The sequence below is a fragment of the Stutzerimonas stutzeri genome (genome assembly GCF_024448985.1).
GTDB classification, from domain to species: Bacteria; Pseudomonadota; Gammaproteobacteria; order Pseudomonadales; family Pseudomonadaceae; genus Stutzerimonas; species Stutzerimonas stutzeri_AP.
On record NZ_JAMOII010000026.1, the window covers coordinates 21,158 to 40,652 of the forward strand.

Genomic DNA, 19,495 nt, shown 5'->3' on the forward strand with positions numbered 1-19,495 from the left:
GCAGCGATCGACGTCAGCGCCGCCATCAGCGGCGCATTATACGAGGCCCACGCCGGACAGCCAGCGTCGCTTGATGTGGATCAGTAGCTGGCACGCTTGCATTGTCTATAGTGAATTCATTTGTTATTGGAAACGGAGCCGATCATGCAAGCCATACGCCGTATCCTCGTAATAATTGACCCGAAACTTCCTGGAAACCTGGCTTTGAAACGGGCTCGCCTCATTTCCAGCGTCACTCAATCGGAGCTGCATCTGCTCGTTTGCGACACCCGGCAGGATCACAGCGCCTACCTCGCCGAAATCCGCGCAGAACTGGAGGAGCAAGGGCACACCGTCACCACGCAGCAAGCCTGGCATGACAACCTGCATCACACGATCGTCACGGTTCAACAAGCCGAGGGCTGCGGCCTGGTGATCAAGCAGCACGTGGCCGACAACCCGTTGAAGCGCGCCTTGATGACGCCCGATGATTGGAAGCTGCTGCGCTATTGCCCCTGCCCCGTACTGATGGTCAAAACCGAGGCGCCCTGGACTGGCGGCAACATTCTCGCCGCGGTGGACGTCGGTAACGCCGACATCGAACACCGCACGTTGCACTCAAGCATCATCAATCATGGTTACCAGATCGCCGCGCTTGCCGACGGTAATTTGCATGTCATCAGCGCCCATCCTTCGCCGATGCTGTCGGCAGCCGATCCGGCATTTCAACTGAAAGAAACTATCGAGGCGCGCTATCGCAGCGCTTGCAAGCAATTCCAGGCCGACTACGGCATCCCCGATGGGCAGCTGCATATCGAGGAAGGCCCTGCGGATGCGCTGATCCCACGCGTCTGCCATCAACTTCAGGCCGTCGTGACGGTCATCGGCACGGTAGCCCGCACCGGTTTTTCCGGCGCGTTGATGGGCAATACCGCCGAGGTGGTACTCGATACGTTGGAAAGCGACGTACTGGTTCTCAAGCCGGAAGACATCATTGGCCACCTCGAGGAGCTGGTAGCCCGCCGCTAGTTCAAACTCGTCGGCCGCCTTTGGATGAAGGCAGAATCTCACTCACCCGTATCGCTGAGGAACCGAGGCGCGATATAGCGCTGGTAATGCGCCTCGGAGAGCAGAAAAAACTCCCGATCGATGGCGTCGCGAAGCTCCGGAAGAGACCACTCGCGAAACTCCGGCAATAACACGACGCCATAAGCATCGAGCTGCTGAATAACCCGCGCGCCTCGAGCAATCAGCTGATAAGCCCAACAATACGGTGACTGCTCCGCGACGAAGCGGATCTGCCGGCTTTCCAGCTGGCGGCGCAGTAAATCGGCATCGAAGATTTCAAGCTTGGCGGCCATCACTTGCGCCAGGAGCAGCTCCAAACGCCGCCAGACGGAGCGCTTGCTCTCCTCGTCATAGGCATTCCAACTCACCACCTCATGGTGGAAGCGCTTGCAGCCACGGCAGACGAGATCCCCATAAACAGTGGAACAGAGGCCCACACAAGGGGTTTTAATGCGCTGGTTGGACATAGCGAGGGTGAGTCGATGAACAGCGCCGCATCTTAGACTTTTGTCCAAGCCAGGTCACGAATGAATCCACTGCAGCGCCTCTTTTCTGGCCGCGCACCCCGCGCCGCCCGGCGTTCCAGCAGGCTTTCGCGAACGCTCGACAGAACCCTCGATATCCGGGCGCCATGGCGTTTCACTTAACTTTACGGGCCCTTTCCAGTAGAATCGCTCCGCCGTTTTCGGCGCCACAATCCGTACGAAGCTGTTTTCAAAGCGTCACGAGCACAGTTGAACCGGTCATCCGCCGGGTGCGCAGATCCCTCTCTCCTGCGCACCCGTCACGCCGCCGGCGTAAAACTTTGAAAACAGCTTCCGGATGCGCGTCCCGAGACACCCAAGGGACCAATGATGAGGGTATATAACTGTGCTTGAAGCCTATCGCAAACACGTAGAAGAGCGTGCCGCCCAGGGCGTCGTGCCCCAGCCGCTGAACGCCGAGCAGACCGCAGGCCTGGTCGAACTTCTGAAAAACCCGCCAGCCGGCGAAGAACAATTCCTCCTCGATCTGATCACCAACCGCGTCCCCGCGGGCGTAGACGAAGCCGCCTACGTCAAGGCCGGCTTTCTCGCTGCCATCGCCAAGGGCGAAGCCACCTCTCCGTTGATCAGCAAGCAGCACGCCGTCGAGCTGCTGGGCACCATGCAGGGCGGCTACAACATCGTCACGCTGGTCGACCTACTGGACAACCCAGAACTGTCCGACACCACCGCCGCGCAACTGAAGCACACCCTGCTGATGTTCGATGCCTTCCATGACGTGGCCGAGAAAGCCAAGGCCGGCAATGCCAACGCCAAAGCCGTCATGCAGTCTTGGGCCGAGGGCGAGTGGTTCAAGAACCGCGCCCCGCTTGCCGAAAAGATTTCCCTCACCGTATTCAAGGTGACTGGCGAAACCAACACCGATGACCTGTCCCCTGCGCCTGACGCCTGGTCGCGCCCGGATATTCCGCTGCACGCGCTGGCCATGCTGAAAATGGCTCGCGACGGAATCAACCCCGACGTTCCTGGTTCGGTTGGCCCGCTCAAGCAGATGGAAGAGCTGAAGACCAAAGGCTTCCCGGTCGCCTATGTCGGCGACGTAGTGGGCACCGGCTCCTCGCGCAAATCGGCCACCAACTCGGTGCTATGGTTCTTCGGCGACGACATTCCGAACGTACCGAACAAGCGTGCCGGTGGTTTCTGTTTCGGCACCAAGATCGCGCCCATCTTCTACAACACGATGGAAGACGCCGGCGCCCTGCCGATCGAGTTCGATTGCTCCGACCTGGCCATGGGCGACGTGATCGACGTCTATCCGTACAAAGGTGAAGTTCGCCGCCACGATAGCGATGAGCTGGTCACCACATTCGAGCTGAAAACCGACGTCCTGCTCGACGAAGTTCGTGCTGGCGGTCGTATTCCGCTGATCATCGGCCGTGGCCTGACCGAAAAAGCCCGCGCCGAACTGGGCATGGGTCCATCGGATCTGTTCAAGAAGCCGGAAGCCCCCGCCGAGAGCAGCAAGGGTTTCACCCTCGCGCAGAAGATGGTTGGCCGCGCCTGCGGTCTGCCGGAAGGCAAAGGCGTCCGTCCGGGCACCTACTGCGAACCGAAGATGACTACCGTCGGCTCTCAGGACACCACCGGCCCGATGACTCGCGACGAGCTGAAAGACCTGGCTTGCCTGGGCTTCTCGGCCGATCTGGTGATGCAGTCCTTCTGCCACACTGCCGCTTATCCAAAGCCGATCGACGTCACCACCCATCACACCCTGCCGGACTTCATCATGACCCGCGGCGGTGTTTCCCTGCGTCCGGGTGACGGCATCATCCACAGCTGGCTGAACCGCATGCTGCTGCCGGATACCGTAGGTACCGGTGGTGACTCGCACACCCGCTTCCCGATGGGCATTTCCTTCCCGGCCGGCTCCGGCCTGGTCGCGTTCGCCGCTGCCACCGGCGTCATGCCGCTGGATATGCCGGAATCGGTCCTGGTTCGCTTCAAGGGCAAGATGCAGCCTGGCATCACCCTGCGCGATCTGGTTCACGCCATCCCCTACTACGCGATTCAGAAAGGCCTGCTGACCGTCGAGAAGAAGGGCAAGAAGAACATTTTCTCTGGCCGCATCCTCGAAATCGAAGGCCTGAACGATCTGACCGTCGAGCAAGCGTTCGAGCTGTCCGACGCCTCCGCCGAGCGCTCCGCCGCTGGTTGCACCATCAAGCTGCCGGAAGCCGCGATCGCTGAGTACCTGCAGTCCAACATCACCCTGCTGCGCTGGATGATCAGCGAAGGTTACGGCGATGCGCGTACTCTGGAGCGCCGCGCTCAGGCAATGGAAGCCTGGCTGGCCAAGCCGGAGCTGTTGGCTGCCGATGCTGACGCTGAATACGCTGAAGTTATCGAAATCGATCTGTCCGAAGTCACCGAGCCGGTTCTCTGCGCTCCGAACGACCCGGACGATGCCCGCCTGCTCTCCAGCGTACAGGGCGAGAAGATCGATGAAGTGTTCATCGGTTCGTGCATGACCAACATCGGCCACTTCCGCGCTGCCGGCAAGCTGCTGGACAAGGTCGAAGGCTCGCTGCCGACTCGTCTGTGGCTGTCGCCGCCGACCAAGATGGACCAGCATCAGCTGACCGAGGAAGGCTACTACGGCATCTACGGCCGCGCCGGTGCGCGTCTGGAAATGCCGGGCTGCTCGCTGTGCATGGGCAACCAGGCACGGGTAGAAACCGGCTCGACGGTGGTCTCCACCTCGACTCGTAACTTCCCCAACCGTCTGGGCGATGCGACCAACGTGTACCTGGCCTCTGCCGAACTGGCAGCGGTCGCATCGATTCTCGGTCGCCTGCCGTCTGTCGAGGAGTACATGGTCTACGCGGCGCAGATCGACACCATGGCAGCGGACGTCTATCGCTACCTGAGCTTCGATCAGATCGCTGAGTTCCGCGAGTCTGCGGCCAAGGCGAAGATCGACGTGGTCGCCGTCTAACGCTGTAGGTAACCAAGAAAAGCCCGCCTCGGCCAAATGCTGTTTCACTCACGCATTAGCCTAGCCGGGCTCTCCGGAAGATCCGATGCCAAGCGTTTGGCATCGGATTTTTTTATGCCTCCCAAACGGCAACTGCCCGTTGCCCGATCTGGAAAAATCGAATGCTTTAGCTGGGGGTGCTGGTGCTGGGCATGGCTTCGCTTTTTAGCGGACCTGTTCAGGTAGCGACGCGCTTGAATATATATGCGGAGAATGGCATCGGGATCATTTGCCAGCTAAAAGTGGCATTTCTAAAGACCGCAAGCGTCTTGCGTCACGATCGCCGGGATGGCTCTGCACTTAGAGAGTATGACGGCGATGTCTGCTAGGGTACGCAGGCCTTCCTGCATCGCAGACTGGCTACTGAGCCTGACTAGCGCAGGCGAGACCGGCACGGCCTGATTCCGGCTCGACGAAACCTTGTCAGCGAGAGGGGATTCGCTACGGCTAGCGGTTTGCTGACGAGAATTGGAAGGCTGTTTGGTTTCGCCGCCCACGATCCTCAAGACCGGAACGGTGAGTTCTCAAGACCTGTCCGCTGAGCCGTAACGCCGCTCCACTTAAGCGAACGACATTACGACCGGACGCTCAGCTCAGCCTGGCATCTTCAGCGCTTCAGGCGAGACCACAATGCCGTTGTTGTCGGCATAGAGGTATTCACCAGGACGAAAGGTCACGCCACAGAAAGTCACCGGGATATTCAACTCACCGACGCCACGCTTGTTGCTCTTCAAAGGGTGACTGGCCAGGGCCTGCACACCGAGATCAGTTTGCGCGACGATATCCACGTCGCGAATGCAACCGTAGACGATCAAGCCCTGCCAGCCGTTACGCGACGCCTTCTCGGCAAGCATGTCGCCCAGCAAGGCGCAACGCAGCGAGCCACCACCATCGACCACCATCACCTTGCCGGTGCCGTCGAGCTCAACCTGCTCCTTGACCAACGAGTTGTCTTCGAAGCACTTGACCGTGACGATCTCGCCGCCAAAGGAGTCGCGACCACCGAAGTTGCTGAAGATCGGCTCCACCACCTGAATGAGGTCAGGGTAGGCGTCGCAAAGATCAGGGGTGACGTATTGCATAGCAAATCTCCTTCAAGAAGCGCCCCGAGTACGCCGGACACCCATTCGCCTCGAATCGACGAGGCGAACACCAGACGCGGCTCATAACGCTGCGGAAAACAGGGCTCATAGCAAAAAAGGGCGGAAAGCCCGCCCTTCTTTTCGATCTCCGATCAGCCGATTTCCTGGTCGGCCAGGAAGAACCAGGTATCCAGCACCGAATCAGGGTTCAGGGAAACACTTTCGATACCCTGCTCCATCAGCCACTTGGCGAGGTCCGGATGATCGGACGGCCCCTGACCACAGATACCGATGTACTTACCAGCCTTGTTGCACGCCTCGATGGCGCTGGCCAGCAGCTTCTTGACCGCCGGATTACGCTCATCGAACAGGTGCGCGATGATGCCCGAGTCACGGTCAAGACCCAGCGCCAGTTGGGTCATGTCATTGGAGCCGATGGAGAAACCATCGAAGAACTCCAGGAACTCGTCGGCCAACAGCGCGTTGGAAGGCAGTTCGCACATCATGATGATGCGCAGGCCATTCTCACCGCGCTTGAGGCCGAACTGGCCGAGAATGTCGATGACCTGCGAGGCCTCGCCAAGCGTGCGCACGAAAGGCACCATCAGCTCGACATTGGTCAGCCCCATGACGTCGCGGACCTTCTTCATCGCCCGGCATTCGAGCTCGAAGCAGTCGCGGAAGGATTCGCTGATGTAGCGCGAGGCACCACGGAAGCCGAGCATCGGGTTCTCTTCTTCCGGCTCGTAAAGCTTGCCGCCGATCAGGTTGGCGTATTCGTTGGACTTGAAGTCCGACAGCCGCACGATGACTTTCTTCGGCCAGAACGCCGCAGCCAGCGTACTCACGCCTTCGACCAACTTCTCCACATAGAAATCGACCGGATCGCCATAACCGGCGATGCGCTTCTCGACGCTACTCTTCACATCCGCCGGCAGGCCGTCGAAATTCAGCAGCGCCTTGGGATGCACACCGATCATGCGGTTGATGATGAACTCCAGGCGAGCCAGGCCCACGCCCTCGTTCGGCAGCTGGGCGAAGTCAAATGCACGGTCCGGGTTGCCGACGTTCATCATGATCTTGAACGGCAGTTCAGGCATGGCGTCGATGGAGTTCTGACGGATATCGAAGCCCAGCTCGCCCTCGAAGATCAGACCAGTGTCGCCTTCGGCGCAAGTGACGGTGACGCGCTGACCATCCTTCAACAACTCAGTAGCGTTACCACAACCCACAACGGCCGGAATACCCAGCTCACGCGCAATGATCGCCGCGTGGCAGGTACGGCCACCACGGTTGGTGACGATGGCACTGGCGCGCTTCATTACTGGCTCCCAGTCCGGATCGGTCATATCCGACACCAGCACGTCGCCCGGCTGGACCTTGTCCATTTCCGAGACGTCGCGAATGATCTTCACCGGGCCTGCGCCAATACGCTGGCCGATGGCGCGACCTTCGACCAGTACAGTACCTTTTTCCTTGAGCAGGTAACGCTCCATGACGTTGGCGCTGGTGCGGCTTTTAACGGTTTCAGGGCGCGCCTGGACGATGTACAGCTGACCATCATCGCCGTCTTTGGCCCACTCGATATCCATCGGGCGGCCGTAGTGTTTCTCGATGATCATCGCCTGCCGGGCCAGATTGCTGACTTCTTCATCGGTGAGGCAGAAACGCATGCGTTCGGCCTGATCGACATCGACCGTCTTAACCGATTTGCCGGCGCTGGCTTCTTCGCCGTAGATCATCTTGATCGCCTTGCTGCCCAGGTTGCGGCGCAAGATTGCGGGGCGGCCCGCTTCAAGGGTGTGCTTGTGTACGTAGAACTCGTCGGGGTTGACCGCGCCCTGCACGACGGTCTCGCCCAAGCCATAGGCGCCAGTGATGAAGACCACATCGCGGAAGCCGGACTCCGTGTCCAGCGTGAACATCACGCCAGCAGTGCCGGTTTCGGAGCGCACCATGCGCTGCACGCCGGCGGACAGGGCGACCAGCTTGTGATCAAAGCCCTGGTGCACGCGATAGGCAATGGCACGGTCGTTGAACAGGGAGGCGAACACTTCCTTGGCAGCGCGGATCACGTTATCCACGCCACGAATATTGAGGAAGGTTTCCTGCTGACCGGCAAAGGACGCATCCGGCAAGTCTTCGGCGGTGGCCGAAGAACGCACCGCAACCGCCAGATTGTCGTTACCGGCGGACATCTCGGCGAAGGCTGCGCGGATATCGGCATCCAGCTGCTGAGGGAATTCAGCCTCCATGACCCAGCCGCGAATTTGCGCACCAGCCTTGGCCAATGCATTCACGTCGTCCACGTCCAGCGCATCGAGCAGCGCATGGATCTGCTCGTTCAGGCCGCTGAGTTCCATGAAGTCACGATAGGCCTGTGCCGTAGTGGCGAAACCACCAGGTACCGAAACGCCCGCGCCAGCAAGGTTGCTGATCATCTCGCCCAGGGAGGCGTTCTTGCCCCCTACACGCTCAACGTCATGATTGCCGAGCTTATCGAGGGAAACTACGTACTCTACCAAGGTGCTCTCTCCACATTGTGTTGGAAACTCGGTCGGCTCCATCCGCGATCCGGTGGCCTGCCCCTGCAAAATGGGTGACAATGCCCGCCACTTGTGGCTCGGCGAAGGGGGCTACTATAGCTGAGAACCGTTCTTGACTTAAGGCCCCAGGTGCAATGAAACGAACTGCATTTTTCATATCCGACGGTACCGGCATCACGGCCGAGACACTTGGCCAGAGCCTGTTGGCACAGTTCGAAAACATCAGCTTCACCAAGCTGACTCGGCCATACATAGATACCGCCGACAAAGCGCGGCTGATGGTACAGCAAATCAATAAAGCGGCGGAAAGCGACGGCGCGCGCCCGATCATATTCGATACGCTGGTGAACCAGGAGATTCGCGACATCCTGGCCGAGTCCAATGGCTTCATGATCGACATCTTTTCGTCTTTCCTTGCTCCGCTGGAACATGAACTGATGTCACGTTCCTCCTATTCGGTCGGCAAATCCCATTCGATCAGCCATAACGCCAACTACATGGAGCGAATCGACGCGGTCAATTTCGCTCTGGATAACGATGACGGCGCCCGCACCCATTACTACGACAAAGCGGACCTGATTCTGGTCGGTGTCTCCAGGTGCGGCAAAACGCCCACCTGCCTGTACATGGCGATGCAGTACGGCATTCGTGCGGCCAACTATCCACTGACCGAAGACGACATGGAACGTCTGCAACTACCGACCGCTTTGAAAACTCACCGGGACAAGCTTTTCGGCCTGACCATCGACCCGGACCGCCTCACCGCTATTCGCAACGAGCGCAAACCCAACAGCCGCTATGCGAGTTTCGCTCAGTGCGAATTCGAAGTTCGCGAAGTGGAAAACTTGTTCCGCCGCGAGAACATCAATTACATCAACTCCACGCATTTCTCCGTCGAAGAAATATCCGCCAAGATCCTCGTGGAAAAAGGTGTTGAGCGCAGACTGAAGTAAGCACCGCTTCGCTAGACAACAAAAAGCCCGATAGGTGCAACCGATAGCGGTTTTTGAGCGACTTTCTAGAAAACAGGATTGGTGGAGAACGCGAAGTTCGCCCCCCTCTTTCATCCCGCCGAGGCTCGCGCGGACAGCCTGCCTCGGCGATGTACTTTCGGCTTTCTCGCCAAAGTGGCTCGGCTCAGAAGCAGTCGCCCGGTACGCGTACCCAACCCTCCATCAGGATGCGAGCGCTGCGGCTCATGATTGCTTTGGTCACGGTCCATTGACCATCTACCTGCTTCGCCTCAGCGCCGACCTTCAGGGTGCCGGACGGATGGCCGAAGCGCACCGCCTGGCGCTCACCGCCCCCCGCCGCCATGTTGACCAAGGTGCCTGGTACCGCTGCCGCCGTGCCGATCGCGACCGCGCAGGTGCCCATCATCGCGTGGTGCAGCTTGCCCATGGACAACGCACGGACCAGCAGATCCACTTCGCCGGCCTCAATGGTCTTGCCGCTGGACGCCGCGTAGGTTTTCGGCGTGGAAACGAAGGCGACCTTCGGCGTGTGCTGGCGGGTCAGGGCTTCCTCCGCCGTCTTGATTAGTCCCATGCGCAACGCACCTGCCACACGGATGGCCTCTAGACGCGCCAGCGCCTCGGGATTGGCGTTGATGTCTTCACGCAGTTCGGTGCCCCGGTAGCCGATTTCCTCGGCATTGACGAACACGGTGGAAATGCCGGCGCTAATCATGGTCGCCTTCAACGCGCCGATGCCTGGCACCTCTAGATCGTCGACCAGGTTGCCGGTGGGGAACATCGAGCTGCCCTCCTCGCCATCATCGGACGGGTCGAGGAATTCGAGCACGATTTCAGCCGCCGGGAAGGTCACCCCGTCCAGCTCGAAATCGCCGGTTTCCTGCACTTGGCCATTGCTGACCGGCACATGGGCGATGATGGTCTTCTGGATATTGGCCTGCCAGATGCGAACCACGCAGGTGCCATTCTCGGGAATGCGCGTCGGATCAATCAGTCCTGCATGAATGGCGAAGGCGCCGGCACCGGTAGACAGATTGCCGCAGTTACCACTCCAATCGACGAACGCCTTGTCGATGGAAACCTGGCCGTAGAGGTAATCCACGTCGTGATCGGGCTGGTTGCTCTTCGAGAGGATCACGCACTTGCTGGTGCTGGAGGTGGCGCCGCCCATGCCGTCGATATGCGCGGCATAAGGGTCTGGGCCGCCGATCACGCGCATGAACAGCTTGTCTCGGGCTGCGCCTGGAACCTGGCAGCGCTCGGGAAGGTCCTGCAGGCGGAAGAACACGCCCTTGCTGGTGCCGCCACGCATATAGGTAGCGGGAATCTTGATTTGGGGTGCATGAGCCATAAAGAGTCCTCATGAAACGTTGCCGCCAGACGGCGGCAACGGGAATGGAGTGCAGATACGGGTGGATGTTGCTTCTGATACCTATCCCGACACTGCTCGGTGGGTCGCCACCCGGTGGATCGGTAAAGCGTGACCCACCTTACGAGTCATATCCTCAGGCCTGTCCGAGGAAGTCCTTGGCAAAGCGCTGCAGCACGCCGCCCGCATCGTAGACCGACACTTCGTCGGCGGTATCCAGACGGCAGGTCACCGGTACTTCGACGCTCTCGCCGTTACGACGATGAATGACCAGCGTCAGCGTTGCACGCGGCGTACGCTCGCCGATCACGTCGAAGGTCTCGGTGCCGTCTATCCCTAAGGTCTTGCGGTCGGTGCCCGGCTTAAACTCCAGCGGCAACACACCCATGCCCACCAGGTTGGTGCGGTGAATACGCTCGAAGCCTTCGGCGACGATGGCTTCCACACCCGCCAGGCGCACGCCCTTGGCCGCCCAGTCACGGGACGAACCCTGACCGTAATCGGCGCCAGCAATGATGATCAGCGGCTGCTTGCGGTTCATGTAGGTTTCGATGGCTTCCCACATGCGCATGACGGTGCCTTCCGGCTCGACGCGCGCCAGCGATCCCTTCTTCACCTGTCCATCGACGACGGCCATTTCGTTGACCAGCTGCGGATTGGCGAAGGTGGCGCGCTGCGCCGTGAGGTGGTCGCCCCGGTGAGTCGCGTAGGAATTGAAGTCCTCTTCCGGCAGGCCCATCTTGTGCAGGTACTCACCAGCGGCGCTGTCCAGCAGGATGGCGTTGGACGGCGACAGGTGGTCGGTGGTGATGTTGTCCGGTAATACTGCCAGCGGACGCATGCCCTTGAGGCTGCGCTCGCCGGCCAACGCGCCCTCCCAGTACGGCGGGCGGCGAATATAGGTGGACATCGGACGCCAGTCGTACAGCGGACTTTCAGCTTCTTCCACCGCGCCCAGATCGAACATCGGGATGTAGATCTGGCGGAACTGTTCAGGCTTCACCGAGGAGGCAACGATGGCGTCGATTTCCTCGTCGCTCGGCCACAAGTCCTTCAGGGTGACGGGGTTGCCCTGGGCATCATGGCCCAGCACGTCCTGCTCGATGTCGAAACGCACGGTGCCGGCAATGGCGTAGGCCACCACTAATGGTGGTGAGGCCAGGAAGGCCTGCTTGGCGTAGGGGTGGATGCGCCCGTCGAAGTTGCGGTTGCCGGAAAGCACTGCCGTGGCATACAGGTCGCGGTCGATGATTTCCTGCTGGATTTTCGGGTCCAGCGCGCCAGACATGCCGTTGCAGGTGGTGCAGGCATAGGCAACGATGCCGAAACCGAGCTTTTCCAGCTCCGTCAACAGGCCGGCTTCTTCCAGATACAGCTTGGCAACTTTCGAGCCCGGCGCGAAGGAGGTCTTCACCCAAGGCTTGCGCACCAGCCCCAGTTCGTTGGCCTTCTTCGCCACCAGACCGGCGGCAACCACGTTGCGCGGGTTGGAGGTGTTGGTGCAGCTGGTGATGGCGGCGATGATCACCGCACCGTCCGGCATCAGGCCTTCCTTCTCTTCGGCCTGCGCCTTGTCCAGATGCACCGCGATGCCGCGCTCGGCCAGCGCCGAGGTCGGCAGGCGGCGGTGCGGATTGCTCGGGCCGGCCAGGTTGCGCACCACGGTCGACAGATCGAACTCCAGCACGCGCTCATATTCGGCACTGACCAGCGCATCGGCCCAAAGGCCGGTTGTTTTCGCGTAATTCTCGACCAACGCCACCTGCTCCGGCTCGCGCCCGGTGAGCTTGAGGTAATCAATGGTCTGCTGATCGATATAGAACATCGCCGCCGTAGCGCCATACTCGGGGCACATGTTGGAGATGGTGGCGCGGTCGCCGATGGACAGGCTGTCGGCACCTTCGCCAAAGAACTCCACCCAGGCCCCGACCACGTGCTCGTTGCGCAGGAACTCGGTCAGCGCCAGGACGATATCGGTGGCGGTGATGCCCGGCTGGCGCTTGCCAGTCAGCCGCACGCCGACGATATCGGGCAGGCGCATCATGGAGGGGCGGCCGAGCATGACAGTTTCGGCTTCCAGCCCACCGACGCCGACGGCGATCACACCCAGGGCATCGACGTGAGGGGTGTGGGAATCGGTGCCGACGCAGGTGTCCGGGAAGGCGACGCCGCCGCGCGCTTGGATCACCGGCGACATTTTTTCCAGGTTGATCTGGTGCATGATGCCGTTACCGGCCGGGATCACGTCGACGTTCTTGAATGCAGTCTTGGTCCACTCGATGAAGTGGAAGCGGTCTTCATTGCGGCGCTCTTCCACCGCACGGTTCTTCTCGAAGGCATCCGGGTCGAAGCCGGCATGTTCCACCGCCAGCGAGTGATCGACGATCAGCTGGGTCGGCACTACCGGGTTGACCTTGGCCGGGTCGCCGCCCTGCTCGGCGATCGCATCGCGCAGGCCGGCCAGGTCCACCAGCGCGGTCTGGCCGAGAATGTCGTGGCAGACCACGCGCGCCGGATACCAAGGGAAATCCAGGTCCTGCTTGCGTTCGATGATCTGTTTCAGCGAGTCGGTCAGCATCGCCGGCTCGCAGCGACGCACCAGCTGTTCGGCCAGCACGCGGGAGGTATAGGGCAGCGTGTCGTAGGCGCCCGGCTGGATCGCTTCGATTGCCTCGCGGGTATCGAAGTAGTCAAGCAGGGTGCCAGGCAGGGGTTTGCGGTGTTCTGTATTCATGCCGGAAGAACTCAATCAGGAATGTTCCGTAAAGCAAGGAAGGGAAGCCCTGCGGGCCTCCCCTCTTCCGATCAGCGCTCGGCGATCGGTACGACCTTGCGCTGTTCCGGACCGATGTAATCGGCGCTCGGCCGAATGATCCGGTTGTTGCTGCGTTGTTCGAACACATGGGACGCCCAGCCGGTCACACGCGAGCAGACGAAGATCGGCGTGAATAGCTTGGTAGGGATGCCCATGAAGTGATAGGCCGAAGCGTGGTAGAAGTCGGCGTTGGGGAAGAGCTTCTTCTGCTCCCACATGGTCTCGTCGACAGCTACCGATACCGGATGCAGCACGGTATCGCCGACTTCCTCGGCCAATTTTTTAGCCCAGACCTTGATGACTTCGTTGCGCGGATCGGAAACGCTATAGATAGCGTGACCGAAGCCCATGATCTTTTCCTTGCGCTCGAGCATGCCCAACAGGCCTTCGCGGGCCTCTTCGGGAGTATTGAAGCGCTCGATCAGCTCCATGGCCGCCTCGTTGGCGCCGCCATGCAGCGGGCCACGCAGCGAACCGATGGCGCCAGTCACGCAGGAGTACAGGTCGGACAGGGTCGAAGCACAAACCCGTGCGGTGAACGTCGAGGCGTTGAACTCGTGCTCGGCATAGAGGATCAGCGAGACGTTCATCACCCGAACGTGCAGGTCGCTCGGCTTCTTGCCGTGCAGCAGCGCGAGGAAATGCCCGCCCAGGGTGTCTTCGTCGCTGGTGCACTCAATGCGTAAGCCGTCGTGGGTGAAGCGATACCAGTAGCACATGATCGCCGGGAATGCGGCCATCAGGCGCTCGGCGACGTCACGCTGCTGCTCGAAGCTGACTTCCGGCTCCAGAGTGCCGAGCACCGAAGCGCCGGTACGCATGACGTCCATCGGATGGGCGCTGGCCGGTATGCGCTCCAGCACTTCCTTCAGCGCCTGCGGCAGATCGCGTAGCGTCTTCAGGCGGTTCTTGTAAGCCGCCAGTTGCTCGACATTGGGCAGCTCCCCATGGAATAGCAGGTAGGCCACTTCCTCGAAATCGGCCACGGCAGCCAGATCGCGAACGTCATAACCGCGATAGGTCAGGCCGGCGCCTTCCTTGCCGACGGTACATAAAGCGGTCTGTCCAGCGATCTGACCGCGCAGGCCCGCCCCGCTCAATACTTTTGCTTCAGCCATGGTTATCTCCTTATTGGATTTATTCTGGATATCGCACATCGGTGGAAGGCTCCGACGGTTCTGCCGGGACCGGACGCGCTCAGCTCTTCTTCTGAGCGAACAACGCATCGAGGCTCTGCTCGAAAACGTGATAGTTGATGCGGTCGTACAGCTCCATGCGGGTCTGCATGGTATCGATCACGTTCTTCTGCGTGCCATCACGACGCAGCGCGGTATAGACGTTTTCGGCCGCCTTGTTCATGGCGCGGAAGGCCGACAGCGGATAGAGCACCAGAGAGACGTCGACGCTGGCCAGCTCTTCGGTGGTATACAGCGGCGTTGCTCCGAATTCGGTGATATTGGCCAGGATCGGCGCATTCACGCGATCGGCGAACGTTTTGTACATCGACAGCTCGGTGATGGCCTCGGGGAAAATCATGTCAGCGCCCGCCTCGATGCAGGCTTGGGCACGCTCGAGGGCGGACTCCAGCCCCTCCACTGCCAGCGCATCGGTGCGCGCCATGATCACGAAGCTGTCATCGGTGCGCGCATCCACCGCCGCCTTGATGCGGTCAACCATCTCCTGCTGGGAGACGATCTCTTTGTTCGGACGATGACCGCAGCGCTTGGCGCCGACTTGGTCCTCGATATGGATCGCCGCCGCGCCGAACTTGATCATCGACTTGACGGTACGCGCCACGTTGAAGGCCGAGGAGCCGAAACCGGTGTCGACATCCACCAGCAGCGGCAGATCGCAGACATCAGTGATGCGACGTACATCGGTCAGCACGTCGTCGAGCCCGGTGATGCCGAGATCCGGCAGCCCCAACGAACCGGCTGCGACACCGCCACCGGACAGGTAAATAGCCTTGAAGCCGGCTCGCTTGGCCAGCAACGCATGGTTGGCATTGATCGCGCCGACGACCTGCAGTGGGTGCTCACTGGCCACGGCGTCACGGAAACGCTGACCGGCAGTAGGAAGAGTCATGCATTGCCCCTTTCATATGGTGTTTGTTCGAGAACGCCCTGGAAGTGGCGCTCGACGTTGCGCTTGGAAGCCGCGATATGACGGCGCATCAGCAGCTCCGCCAGTTCGCCATCGCGCTCGGCGATGGCATCGAGGATTCGGTGATGTTCGGCGAAGGCCTGATGTGGCCGATTCGGCGTGGTAGAAAACTGGATTCGATACATGCGAACCAGCTGATAGAGCTCGTCGCACAACAACTTGGCCAGGGTGCGATTGCCACTGCCCTGAATGATCCGGTAGTGAAAATCGAAATCGCCTTCCTGCTGGTAGTAACCGACGCCCGCCTGGAAGGCCTCGTCGCGCTCATGCGTGCTCAGCACGCGCCGTAGCTCTTCGATCTCAGCGTCGCTCATGCGCTCGGCGGCCAGCCGACAGGCCATGCCTTCCAAAGATTCGCGGATCTCGTAGAGCTCGATCAGCTCGGCATGACTGAGGGAAACCACCCGTGCGCCCACATGGGGAATGCGCACCAGCAGCTTCTGCCCTTCTAGGCGGTGGATCGCCTCGCGCAACGGCCCACGACTGATGCCATAGGTACGCGCCAGCTCCGGCTCGGAAATCTTGCTGCCGGGTGCGATATCGCCCTTGACGATGGCCGCCTGAATCAGCCGGAACACGTGTTCGGACAGGGTTCCGCTATCTAATTGATCAGAACGGAGGTTTTCGACGGTATCGAGCATATTGTTGACACCACGGATAGCAATGCCGATAACTTACGCTCAGAATCACCAAATGGTCAATGGACGAAAGTAGATTGTCGACAATACGGCCTATGATGCGCGAGTGGCATCGATGACATGACGCAGCCGAGCTCAAGGCATAACCTAGTCGGCGGAACGAACGGCCATGTAGAATGCGCCGGTACTGGGCGCCTGGCGCCCGCCTCGCCATGCCCTCCAAGCTCACGGGCTGCCGTTCCGCCCATGCTTTCCGACTCGACTAATCCTGGACCTATGAGCGCCAAACCCTTTCTTCTGTCGCTGTGCCTTCTGGCCTCCCCGCTCTTCGCCCAGGCGGATAGCAAAACCATCTATGGCCTGAACGAACATGTCGCTCTACCCGACTTTGGTATCGAGCTAGCTGCGAAACTCGATACGGGCGCGCAAACTGCCTCGCTCAGCGCGCGCGATATCGAAAACTTCAAGCGCAAAGGGAAGGATTGGGTTCGCTTCTACCTCGCCGTCGACGAGGCTCATGACCACCCAATCGAGCTCCCGCTGCAGCGCATCAGCAAGATCAAACGTCGCGCTGGAGACTTCGATCCAGAAGAAGAAAAAACCTATACACCGCGCCCCGTCGTGGAGCTCGAGCTGTGCATGGGTAAGGCCAAACGCAGCATTGAAGTGAACCTCACGGACAGAAGTGCATTCCAATATCCACTTTTAATAGGTTCCGATGCGCTTACTCGCTTCGGTGCCCTGGTCGATCCAAGCCTTAAGTACGCTGCTGGCAAACCCGGCTGCATTATCGAATCCGACGCTGACGAGTAATTCCATGCGCGCCCTTACCCTGCATCTCAAAGTTCTGATTTTCCTGCTCGTCACGCTGGGCATCGCGATCACCGCGTACCAGATCTTCGTCCTCGGAATCCCAATCACCGAAGACGAAACCGATGACCTGTGGAATATCGACGCCAAAATCGAATTTCAGGCCAGCCCGCGCGAGCCGGTGAAGCTGCAGATGTACGTACCTCCGCTGAACCAGGAGTTCGTCAGCCTCAACGAAAGCTTCATTTCCAACAATTACGGCGTGAGCATCAACCGCGCCGACGGCAACCGTCGCGTCACCTGGTCGGCGCGTCGTGCCAGTGGCAATCAAACGCTTTACTACCGCCTGGTGCTCACCAGACGCTACAGCGGCGAACAAACCGCAGCCACCGGCCCGATCTTTCGCGACAGCATCCCGGTCGAAGGTGCCGAAAAAATTGCCGCCGAAGCCCTGCTCTCACCGATCCGCCAGCATTCGGCCGATGTTGAGACATTCATCAGCGAAGCCATCAAGCGTGTAAACAATGCCGATGATGACAACGTCAAACTACTGCTCGGTGGCGATTCGGCGACTCCAAACAAAGCCCGCGTAATCGATTTGCTGCTGTCCATCGCCCATGTTCCGATGGAGCGCGTGCATACCGTTCGACTGCTCGCCGATATGGCGCAAACGCCCGAACTTTGGCTGCGCAGCTTCAACGGCGACAAGTGGCTGTATTTCAATCCGGAAACCGGCGAGCAAGGTCTGCCAAAAGATCGTTTGGTCTGGTGGACCGGTGACGAGCCGCTGCTAACGCTCGAAGGTGGGCGTAATGCACAGGTGACGTTCACGCTCAACAGCAGCGAGATGAACGCCATCCGCCTGGCGAAGCTGACGGACGAGAACACCGACGCAGATTTCCTCGAGTACTCACTTTATGGCCTGCCGCTTCAGACTCAACAGACCTATCAGATCATGATCATGATCCCGATCGGGGTACTGGTGATTCTGATTCTGCGCAACCTCGGCGGCTTGCAGACGCTGGGTACCTTCACCCCGGTACTGATCGCACTGGCGTTCCGCGAGACCCAGATTGGCTTCGGCATCATCCTGTTTACCGTCATTACGGCACTCGGTTTGTCCCTGCGCTCCTACCTTGAACATCTGAAGTTGCAGATGCTGCCGCGTCTCTCGGTCGTGCTCACGTTCGTCGTCGTGCTGATTGCGGTGATCAGCCTGTTGAGTCACAAGCTCGGGCTCGAGCGCGGGCTTTCCGTCTCGCTGTTCCCGATGGTGATCCTGACCATGACCATCGAGCGCCTGTCGATCACTTGGGAAGAACGCGGCGGCGGTCATGCCTTCAAGGTGGCGGTCGGCACCCTGATCGCGGCAAGCCTGGCGTTCATGCTGATGAACATCCCGGAACTGACTTACTTCATCTTCACCTTCCCGGCAGTGCTGCTGATCATGGTGGGCTTCATGCTGGCCATGGGTCGCTATCGTGGCTACCGCCTGACCGAGCTGTTCCGTTTCAAAGCCTTTCTGAAGGATTGAGCCATGTTCGGTCTGATCAAGACGTGGAAGGCCCTGGAAGCCAAGGGCATCATGGGCATCAACCGCCGCAACGCGGACTATGTGCTCAAGTACAACAAGCGCAACCTGTACCCGATCGTCGATGACAAGATCATCACCAAGGAACGGGCCATCGAAGCCGGTATCGATGTGCCGGAAATGTACGGCATCATCGAGACCGAGAAGGATATAGAGAAGCTCCAGGACATCGTGAAGGGGCGCCCCGATTTCGTCGTCAAGCCGGCGCAGGGCGCTGGCGGCGACGGCATTCTGGTAATCGCCGATCGATTCGAGGGCCGCTACCGGACGGTTTCGGGCAAGATCATCACGCATGAGGAGATCGAGCATCAGATTTCCAACATCCTCACCGGGCTCTACTCTCTGGGCGGACACCGCGATCGGGCGCTGATCGAATACCGCGTTACGCCGGACCCAATCTTCAAGAGCATCAGCTACGAAGGCGTGCCGGATATCCGCATCATCGTGCTTATGGGCTACCCGGTCATGGCCATGCTGCGCCTGCCGACCCGCCAGTCCGGCGGCAAGGCCAACCTGCACCAGGGCGCCATCGGCGTCGGTGTGGATCTGGCCACCGGCATCACGCTGCGCGGCACTTGGCTGAACAACAAGATCACCAAGCACCCCGACACCACCAATGCGGTGGATGGCGTGCAGCTACCCAACTGGGACGGTTTCATGAAGCTCGCCGCCGGCTGTTATGAGCTGTGCGGGCTGGGCTACATCGGCGTAGACATGGTGCTCGACCAGGACAAGGGTCCGCTGATTCTTGAGCTCAACGCCCGCCCTGGCCTGAATATTCAGATTGCCAATGACTGTGGCCTGACCCATCGCGCGCACGCTGTTGAGAACCGGATCGAGGAACTCAAGGAAAAGGGTATTCAGGAAACGCCCGAAGAGCGGGTGCGATTCGCCCAGGATCTTTTCGGCCACATCCCGACCCACTCCTGACGCTGAGGCCC

14 protein-coding genes are annotated in these 19,495 nt (G+C 60.0%); 6 read left to right on the top strand and 8 right to left on the bottom strand.

The features are described 5' to 3' along the window. Nucleotides 1–144: 144 nt before the first annotated feature. On the top strand, nt 145–1,008 hold the full coding sequence (locus tag NA647_RS18375; RefSeq protein WP_256058990.1) for a universal stress protein: 864 nt from the start codon (nt 145–147) through the stop codon (nt 1,006–1,008). A gap of 38 nt (nt 1,009–1,046) precedes the next feature. Here NA647_RS18375 and NA647_RS18380 read toward each other — a convergent pair whose 3' ends face one another. Continuing rightward, nucleotides 1,047–1,514 carry a DUF1289 domain-containing protein gene (locus NA647_RS18380; protein WP_256058991.1) on the bottom strand — a complete coding sequence of 156 codons (468 nt, stop codon included), beginning with the start codon at nt 1,512–1,514 and terminating at the stop codon, nt 1,047–1,049. 403 nt (nt 1,515–1,917) lie between these two features. Between NA647_RS18380 and acnB the strand changes: the two genes are divergently transcribed. Further along, nucleotides 1,918–4,527 carry a bifunctional aconitate hydratase 2/2-methylisocitrate dehydratase gene (gene acnB, locus NA647_RS18385; protein WP_256058992.1) on the top strand — a complete coding sequence of 870 codons (2,610 nt, stop codon included), beginning with the start codon at nt 1,918–1,920 and terminating at the stop codon, nt 4,525–4,527. A gap of 632 nt (nt 4,528–5,159) precedes the next feature. Here the strand turns inward: acnB and rraA are convergent. Together rraA and ppsA are read right to left on the bottom strand one after the other, a co-directional pair. Further along, nucleotides 5,160–5,648: a ribonuclease E activity regulator RraA gene (gene rraA, locus NA647_RS18390; RefSeq protein ID WP_256048751.1), complete on the bottom strand. Its 489-nt coding sequence runs from the start codon at nt 5,646–5,648 to the stop codon at nt 5,160–5,162. 152 nt (nt 5,649–5,800) lie between these two features. Then, a complete protein-coding gene (gene ppsA, locus NA647_RS18395) occupies nt 5,801–8,173 on the bottom strand; it encodes a phosphoenolpyruvate synthase (protein ID WP_256058993.1) in 2,373 nt (790 codons plus the stop codon). Between the two features lie 155 nt (nt 8,174–8,328). Here ppsA and ppsR point away from each other — a divergent pair, with 155 nt between their 5' ends. Continuing rightward, nucleotides 8,329–9,147: a posphoenolpyruvate synthetase regulatory kinase/phosphorylase PpsR gene (ppsR, locus tag NA647_RS18400; protein WP_131648912.1), complete on the top strand. Its 819-nt coding sequence runs from the start codon at nt 8,329–8,331 to the stop codon at nt 9,145–9,147. Between the two features lie 184 nt (nt 9,148–9,331). On the opposite strand, the gene prpF is transcribed toward ppsR, so the two are convergent. The 5 genes from prpF to NA647_RS18425 form a co-directional block, all read right to left on the bottom strand. Next, on the bottom strand, nt 9,332–10,519 hold the full coding sequence (gene prpF, locus NA647_RS18405) for a 2-methylaconitate cis-trans isomerase PrpF (RefSeq protein WP_256058994.1): 1,188 nt from the start codon (nt 10,517–10,519) through the stop codon (nt 9,332–9,334). 154 nt (nt 10,520–10,673) lie between these two features. After that, on the bottom strand, nt 10,674–13,271 hold the full coding sequence (gene acnD, locus NA647_RS18410) for a Fe/S-dependent 2-methylisocitrate dehydratase AcnD (protein ID WP_256058995.1): 2,598 nt from the start codon (nt 13,269–13,271) through the stop codon (nt 10,674–10,676). A 71-nt stretch (nt 13,272–13,342) separates the two neighbouring features. Continuing rightward, nucleotides 13,343–14,470: a bifunctional 2-methylcitrate synthase/citrate synthase gene (gene prpC, locus NA647_RS18415; RefSeq protein ID WP_256058996.1), complete on the bottom strand. Its 1,128-nt coding sequence runs from the start codon at nt 14,468–14,470 to the stop codon at nt 13,343–13,345. 79 nt (nt 14,471–14,549) lie between these two features. Beyond that, entirely contained in the window at nt 14,550–15,437 is an 888-nt protein-coding gene (gene prpB / locus NA647_RS18420) for a methylisocitrate lyase (protein WP_256058997.1), read from the bottom strand. Further along, nucleotides 15,434–16,156 (bottom strand): GntR family transcriptional regulator, encoded by a 723-nt coding sequence (locus NA647_RS18425; protein WP_256058998.1) that lies wholly within the window; start codon nt 16,154–16,156, stop codon nt 15,434–15,436. Before NA647_RS18425 ends, prpB begins: the two co-directional genes overlap by 4 nt. A 273-nt stretch (nt 16,157–16,429) precedes the next feature. Between NA647_RS18425 and NA647_RS18430 the strand changes: the two genes are divergently transcribed. The 3 genes from NA647_RS18430 to NA647_RS18440 are packed head-to-tail and all read left to right on the top strand — an operon-like array spanning nt 16,430 to nt 19,484. Continuing rightward, nucleotides 16,430–16,966, top strand: a complete 537-nt coding sequence (locus NA647_RS18430) for an ATP-dependent zinc protease (protein ID WP_256058999.1) — start codon at nt 16,430–16,432, stop codon at nt 16,964–16,966. Between the two features lie 4 nt (nt 16,967–16,970). Next, nucleotides 16,971–18,497 (top strand): inactive transglutaminase family protein, encoded by a 1,527-nt coding sequence (locus NA647_RS18435; protein WP_256059000.1) that lies wholly within the window; start codon nt 16,971–16,973, stop codon nt 18,495–18,497. Between the two features lie 3 nt (nt 18,498–18,500). Then, a complete protein-coding gene (locus tag NA647_RS18440) occupies nt 18,501–19,484 on the top strand; it encodes an alpha-L-glutamate ligase-like protein (RefSeq protein ID WP_256059001.1) in 984 nt (327 codons plus the stop codon). Nucleotides 19,485–19,495: the final 11 nt, after the last annotated feature.